At 44.3% G+C, this 6,341-nt stretch carries 7 protein-coding genes; all 7 read left to right on the plus strand.

Annotated elements, in window-relative coordinates:
* On the plus strand, positions 1–1,398 hold a 1,398-nt coding region (locus tag ACFINE_RS08915; RefSeq protein WP_375621785.1), incomplete at its 5' end, for a phage terminase large subunit family protein.
* A gap of 3 nt (positions 1,399–1,401) precedes the next feature.
* A complete protein-coding gene (locus ACFINE_RS08920; protein ID WP_375621786.1) occupies positions 1,402–1,650 on the plus strand; it encodes a phage head-tail joining protein in 249 nt (82 codons plus the stop codon).
* Positions 1,650–3,218, plus strand: coding sequence for a phage portal protein (locus ACFINE_RS08925; protein ID WP_375621787.1), 1,569 nt, complete (start codon positions 1,650–1,652; stop codon positions 3,216–3,218). Before ACFINE_RS08920 ends, ACFINE_RS08925 begins: the two co-directional genes overlap by 1 nt.
* Positions 3,208–4,278: a S49 family peptidase gene (locus tag ACFINE_RS08930; RefSeq protein ID WP_375621788.1), complete on the plus strand. Its 1,071-nt coding sequence runs from the start codon at positions 3,208–3,210 to the stop codon at positions 4,276–4,278. Before ACFINE_RS08925 ends, ACFINE_RS08930 begins: the two co-directional genes overlap by 11 nt.
* A gap of 259 nt (positions 4,279–4,537) precedes the next feature.
* Positions 4,538–4,906 (plus strand): head decoration protein, encoded by a 369-nt coding sequence (locus tag ACFINE_RS08935; protein ID WP_375621791.1) that lies wholly within the window; start codon positions 4,538–4,540, stop codon positions 4,904–4,906.
* 12 nt (positions 4,907–4,918) lie between these two features.
* On the plus strand, positions 4,919–5,995 hold the full coding sequence (locus ACFINE_RS08940; RefSeq protein WP_375621789.1) for a major capsid protein: 1,077 nt from the start codon (positions 4,919–4,921) through the stop codon (positions 5,993–5,995).
* Between the two features lies 1 nt (position 5,996).
* Positions 5,997–6,341 (plus strand): hypothetical protein (locus ACFINE_RS08945; RefSeq protein WP_375621790.1); only part of this gene is annotated, 345 nt, incomplete at its 3' end.

Below are 6,341 nucleotides of genomic sequence, written 5' to 3' on the forward strand. Positions count from 1 at the left end.
GATGCTTATCCATTGAATGTCGATAATGAAGGCGATCCTGTAACAATTGCTGAAAAACGAACCTCTGCTTTTATTCAACGTAAAATTTTTAAATTGTCCACGCCGACACACCGTGACACAAGCCGTATCGCCAAGGATTTTATGCTAGGAGACCAGCGATATTACAATGTTCCTTGTGATGCGTGTGGTACGCTACAACCGATTGTTTGGTCACAAATCAAGTGGATAAAAGGCGCCCCCGAAAAAGCTGTTTTTGTTTGTGCACATTGTGGTCATGAACATGCCGAACATCGTAAGTCCACCTTAATGGCAGAAGAAAACGGTGCTTGCTGGATCGCAACACAGGAGTCAAGTAAGCCTCGTCTGCGTTCTTACCATATTTCAGCGCTTTATTCCCCATGGCTGACTTGGGGCGATTGTGCGCGCGAATTTTTAAGAGCCAAAGAAGACCCTGCTCTTTTGCAAGTTTTTATTAATACAGTTCTTGGAGAGCCATGGGAGGACAGAACAGGCGAAGTTATTGATCCTGATAGCCTCTATGCAAAACGCGAAGATTATCCCCTTGCACCAGAACAATCCGTCGTGTTGACAGCTGGTATTGATGTGCAAAATGACCGCTTGGAACTTGAAGTGGTGGGATGGGGGCGTAGTGAAGAAAGTTGGCATATTGATTATCAAGTTATCCTTGGTGATCCCTCTTCTTTTGAAGTATGGGACCAATTGGATGAATATCTTGCAAAACGTTGGCCGCATCCAGGCTATAAAGAGGGGATTAGGATAACAGCTGCTTGTATTGATACCGGTGGTGGACATACACAGGCGGTTTATAATTATGTACGCCCGCGTGAGGGGCGGCGTATCTGGGGGATTAAGGGGCAAGCGGGATGGCGTGCAGTCTGGCCACGCCGACCAAGCAAAAACAATAAAGGACAGATTAATCTTTATATTGTTGGGGTTGATGCCGCGAAAGATATCATTACAGCACGGTTTAAAAAATCGGGTCCTGAAGCAACGGGGGCTGGTGCAACACACTTTCACAAAAGCCTTGATCGAGAATATTTTGACCAACTGACCGCTGAAAGAAAAGTCATCAAATATTTTAAAGGCTTCAAGCGTATTGAATGGCAAAAAAGTGAAAAGGCAAGAAACGAAGCCTTGGATTGTAGGGTCTATGCTTATGCTGCTTTACAAGGTCTGATTTCGGCAGGAATAAACCTTAATCGAGAAGTCGATATCTTAGAAGAGCGTCTGGAAAAACTTAAAATTGAAGGCGCTTTAGAACAGCCAACATCAGAACATGTGCCCTCTCCTTCTCCAAGAAGATCTCAGACAGCACAGCCTCAAAAGAAGCCATTCAGAACAATGATGAATCCTTATATGCGAGGGGATTGGAGGTAATTTGTGGGTGAAACTTTAGAACCAATTAACAGTAAAATTGAAAGACTTGAAAACTTAAAAAGGCGGCGTGAACAAATTGAAGAGGCTCTTTATTCGGGTGCGCAATCGGTGCGCCATGGCGATAAGCAAATAAGCAACCGTTCTGTTGAGGAACTGCGCAGAGCGCTTGAGATGCTGAACACACAAATAGCGGACCTTGAAGGGCGCAAGCGTTCACGCGTTTTCTATTTTAATATATCACGAGGCTATTAATGGCTGGCTTTATCAATAAACTCACGGGCTTTTTTACAATTTCTCGTCAACACAATCCCCATTTTGAAGCGGCAAGTAAAAGCCGTCGCATGGGTGGTTTTGACCCCGCCAAAAAACATATCAATAAAGCCATTGAGGAATGCGGTGATACCATTGTTGCCCGTTCAAGATGGCTTTATGACAATGAATCTCTTTATGGGTCTGCAACGGAGGAATGGGTCTCTGCGGCTGTAAGTGATGGGATTAAACCTTATCCTCGTATTGAAGGCTTTCAAGAAGAAAAGAAAAAGCTTTTAGACTTATGGTGGCAATGGGTTGATGAAGCCGATTATGATGAAGATACCAGCTTTTATGGGCTGCAAGCAACCATTGCACGAGAGGTCTTTTTAACAGGAGAGTGCTTTGTAAGATTGCATTATGTTGACCTTTATGGGCGCTCTGGCGTGCCTCTTCAATTGCAAGTTTATCCAACCGAAATGCTAGACCTTACCTACAATGGACCTGCTGAGATTGAAGGCAATTACATTCGTATGGGGATTGAATTTAACGCCAGTGGTAAGCGCGTTGCTTATCATTTCTGGGAACATCACCCCTATGATGATGTCCCTGCAAATATGGCATTTGAGAGCCAAGAGCGCGTGCGCGTCCCTGCTGAAATGGTCCTTCACATCAAAGAGCGCCGTATTGCCGGACAATTGCGCGGTTCTCCCAAAATAACGCGCGCTATGACAAAGATCTTTCAACTCGAATCCTATGATGATGCAGAGCTTGAACGAAAAAAAACAGCGGCTCTTTTTGCGGTGTTTATTACAGGGAAGGAATCTCATGAGGCAAAGTTAGAGGATAATCGTGAAAAAATGAAAATTGAACAGAAGGTAGAAAAGAAGATTGAAGAGGTACCCGAAGAGCATCCAATTTACCCTGGCTCAGTTAACGTGGTCGATGGCGAAAAACAAATTACATTTTCAACCCCTGTTGAGGTTGGTGGTTCTTACGAGGCTTTTCAATTTCGCAATATCTTGAAAATTTGTGCAGCACTTAATATGCCTTATGCCGTTGTGACTGGAGACGTTACGCGGGGGAATTTTTCTAATGTGCGTACCTCTATCATTCAGTTTAGACGGCACGTCAAACAATGGCGTGAACATATTATTGCCTTTCAGTTTAACCGCATTGTTTGGGAGCGTTTTGTTGAAATGGCAGTGCTTGTCAAATGCGTCAATTTGCCAGGGTGGGAAGAAAATTCCTTGCCATGGCTTCAATGTGAAAGCTTTGCACCCCCGCTTGAAATGATTGATCCAAACAAGGATATCTCAGCGGAAAAAGAAGAAATCCGTGCAGGCTTGAAAACACGACGCATGGCACTTGCCGAGCGTGGCTTTGATATCGACAGCATTCATGCCGAACTTGAAGAAGAACACACAGACGCTCGTGCGCGCGGCTTATCTTTTGACACGGATATGGCAGCGCCCTCTGGTAGCAATCAAGTGATTGATACCGCAGATTCAGACCCTTCTGAGACTTATGAAAGTAACCAAGGCAGTGAGGCACATAAAAATGGTGAATAATCTCGACATGCCGTTTTTGGCATCACGGCTTTTTGGGGTTCCTCATATGCTTGCCTCGACAAAGCTTGATATCATTTTGAATGCTCTTGCACCACGCCTTTTTGAGGGAGAAAAGTTTCCCATTGAAGCTTATTCGCAAGAGAATACAGAAGCTTTAAGACCCCCTGAAACTTATGTAGTACAAAACAATGTTGCTATCCTACCAGTTCATGGCACGCTTGTGCGCCGTGGTGCATGGCTTGGGGCTTTATCGGGGCTAACCTCTTATGAAGGTTTAAGCGCTTCTTTTCGTGAAGCCATTGCACAACCTGATGTTCGCGCTGTTTTATTTGATATTGACAGCGGCGGTGGAGAAGCCGGTGGTGTGTTTGATTTGGTTGAAGAGTTTCAAACACTCTCAAAACAATACAATAAACCCATTTGGGCACATGCCAATGAGTTTGCTTGTTCAGCGGCTTATGCCATTGCTTGTTCTGCTTCTCAAATATGGGTTGCTCGCACGGGTGTTGTAGGCTCGATTGGGGTTGTTTGCGCCCATCTTGACCAATCCCGTGCAGATGAAAAACACGGGCATAAATGGACCTTTGTCTTTGAAGGTGATCACAAAACCCATGGCAACCCTCATGAACCCTTGAGCGATACAGCACAGATAAAAATGCAAGCCGATTGCGCCCTGCTCTACGAGATGTTTGTCGATTTGGTGGCGCAAAACAGACGCTTAAATGCTGCTGCAATTCGTGACACAAAAGCAGAAACTTTTATAGGCACCCAAGCGATCACGCTTGGATTAGCAGATGCGCAGGGCACCCTTGCGCAAGCTTTGGAAGCCTTAACGGATTCCATATCACAAAACCCAACATCAACAGAAAAAGAAGGACAAAACACATGGCACGCACACAATACCGCGCTGAAGAAGAGGATGACGAAAAGATCGTCGACATCATCAATGACGAGGAAGAGGACGAAGACGATAGTGACATCGACAAAAACGCCGAAATCTTTGACGACGAAGAAAACGAAGATGAAGATGAAGACAATGAGAACAAGCAGGAAAACATAAAAGCTGCTCTTGAAAAAGAAAGAAAGCGCGCAAAAGCACTAACAACCCTTGAAAGGCAAGCAAAGCACTTAGGCGTTTCTTTTGACGCAGCAAAAGCTATTCAAAACGGTATGAGTCTCGAGAAAGCACGCCAATGTGTGTTGACGGCTGCTAGCTCTCAAAGCGCGTCTTTAAAAGTCTCGCCTTATACCCCTCATAGTGATGGGACGAGCAAGGCAAAGATTCATGCAAAATGGGAAGCAGCTTGGAGGGCAGTGAAATGACGAATATTATTTATGACGACGTACGCAATGGCGCTTATCTTGGACCTTACGACCCCGATATGTCAAATGAAGAAGTGCTGTTTGCATCAGGAGCATTCATTGAAGCTGGAACTGTCATGGGGAAAATTACAGCATCACAAAAATATACCCCCCTTAATCCAGCAGCAGCAGATGGCAGTCAAATCCCTGCGGGGATTTCTTTTGCCACTATTGACGCAACAGAAGCAGATCAACGTGCCGTGATTACAGCACGCTTATGCACTGTAAAAGCTTCTGAACTGCTATGGCCAGATGCCATCACGGATGAGCAAAAGAAAGCAGCCATTCAGTCTTTAGAAGACCATAACAACATTCTATTGCGATAGGAGAATGCACACATGGATATGAATTTTTTTAAACATGATGCTTTCTCAAGCATCACAATGATGAAAGCCATTGAAAACTATGAGTTTCAACCTGGTCTTGTAAGCTCTCTTAATCTTTTTGAGGAAGTTGAAACCAGTACCACAGTGGTTGGTATTGAACGGCGTGATAATACATTTTCGCTTATTCAAACCAGTGAACGTGGCGCACCTTTGGCAGAAGGTGATAGAGAGGGTCGTAATCTTCGGTTTTTCAAAACAACACGGATTGCCAAAAGTGATACCGTGAAATCAGAAGAAATCCAAAACCGTCGTGAATTTGGGACAGAAGATCAGTTAGAGACAGCAATGAAATATATTGCCAGAAAACAAAAGAAACTGATTTCTGAAATAGAATTGACATGGGAAAATATGCAACTTGGCGCTGTTCAAGGGGTGGTTCTTGATGCCGATGGCTCTGTTATTGTCGATTGGTACAAAGAATGGGAAATCGCACCACCAAAGCCGATTGATTTTAAACTAAATACAGAAACAACCAATGTTGCGGACCATGTTGATCAAGTCATTATGAGGATGATTGAAGCTTCAAAAGGAGCATTTTCTGATCGTTCGCGGATTATTGGGCTTTGTGGTAATGAATTCTTTTCCAAGGTGAAAAACCATAAAACAATTCGTGAGACCTATTTAAACACAGCCTTAGCACAGACACTCAATAGCGCCGGAGGTGTTGCAACACCAAGTTCGATTGGCTCTGGGAGCTTTGGTAGTTTTGACTTTGCGGGTGTGACTTTCATTAATTACCGGAGTATTCACAACTATAATGTGAGTGCGAAGGCTGGAACAAAGCGCGCCATAGGAATTAAGCCGGATGAATGTCAATTCTTTCCTGTTGATGCGCCTGGTGTCTTCCAAAAAACCTTTGCTCCTGGTGAAAGCTTGGATTTTGCCAACACGGTTGGAAGACCTCTCTACACGATGCTTATCGTCGACCACGACCGTAATGCATGGGTAAAACCGGAGGTATACAGCTATCCGCTTTATATTTGCACGCGTCCAGAAATGCTCTTTAAAGCAGTTATTGGAGCGAAATAACATGCGATGGCACGGGCTGCTAAACCAAATGGTTAAAGATGTGCGCAACACCTTTGGGCAGCCCGTCATCTACACGCGAAAGGATAATCAACAATCGTTTCAGATTACAGCGATTTACACCATTAAACATTCGGAATCGGACGCAGGTGGCAGAATCTCTACCACAATTGCAAGAAAGGAACTTGATCTTTGTATCAATGACATCGGGGGAATACCACCAAAACCTCAAGATAGTATTGTGATCATCTCTCCTGAAAACAACAAAGCCCCCTCTTCTCAAGAACACTTCACTGTTACAGATGTCCAAGCCTCTGAATCCGGTATGTATAAGCTTATCTTGCGGGAG

The organism is Bartonella sp. AA97HXZ, assembly GCF_042196985.1.
Lineage (GTDB): Bacteria > Pseudomonadota > Alphaproteobacteria > Rhizobiales > Rhizobiaceae > Bartonella.

Coding starts and splice junctions, on each gene's coding strand:
- ACFINE_RS08925 (WP_375621787.1), top strand. CDS start 1,650: ATGGCTGGCTTTATCAATAAACTCACGGGCTTTTTTACAATTTCTCGT.
- ACFINE_RS08930 (WP_375621788.1), top strand. CDS start 3,208: ATGGTGAATAATCTCGACATGCCGTTTTTGGCATCACGGCTTTTTGGG.
- ACFINE_RS08935 (WP_375621791.1), top strand. CDS start 4,538: ATGACGAATATTATTTATGACGACGTACGCAATGGCGCTTATCTTGGA.
- ACFINE_RS08940 (WP_375621789.1), top strand. CDS start 4,919: ATGGATATGAATTTTTTTAAACATGATGCTTTCTCAAGCATCACAATG.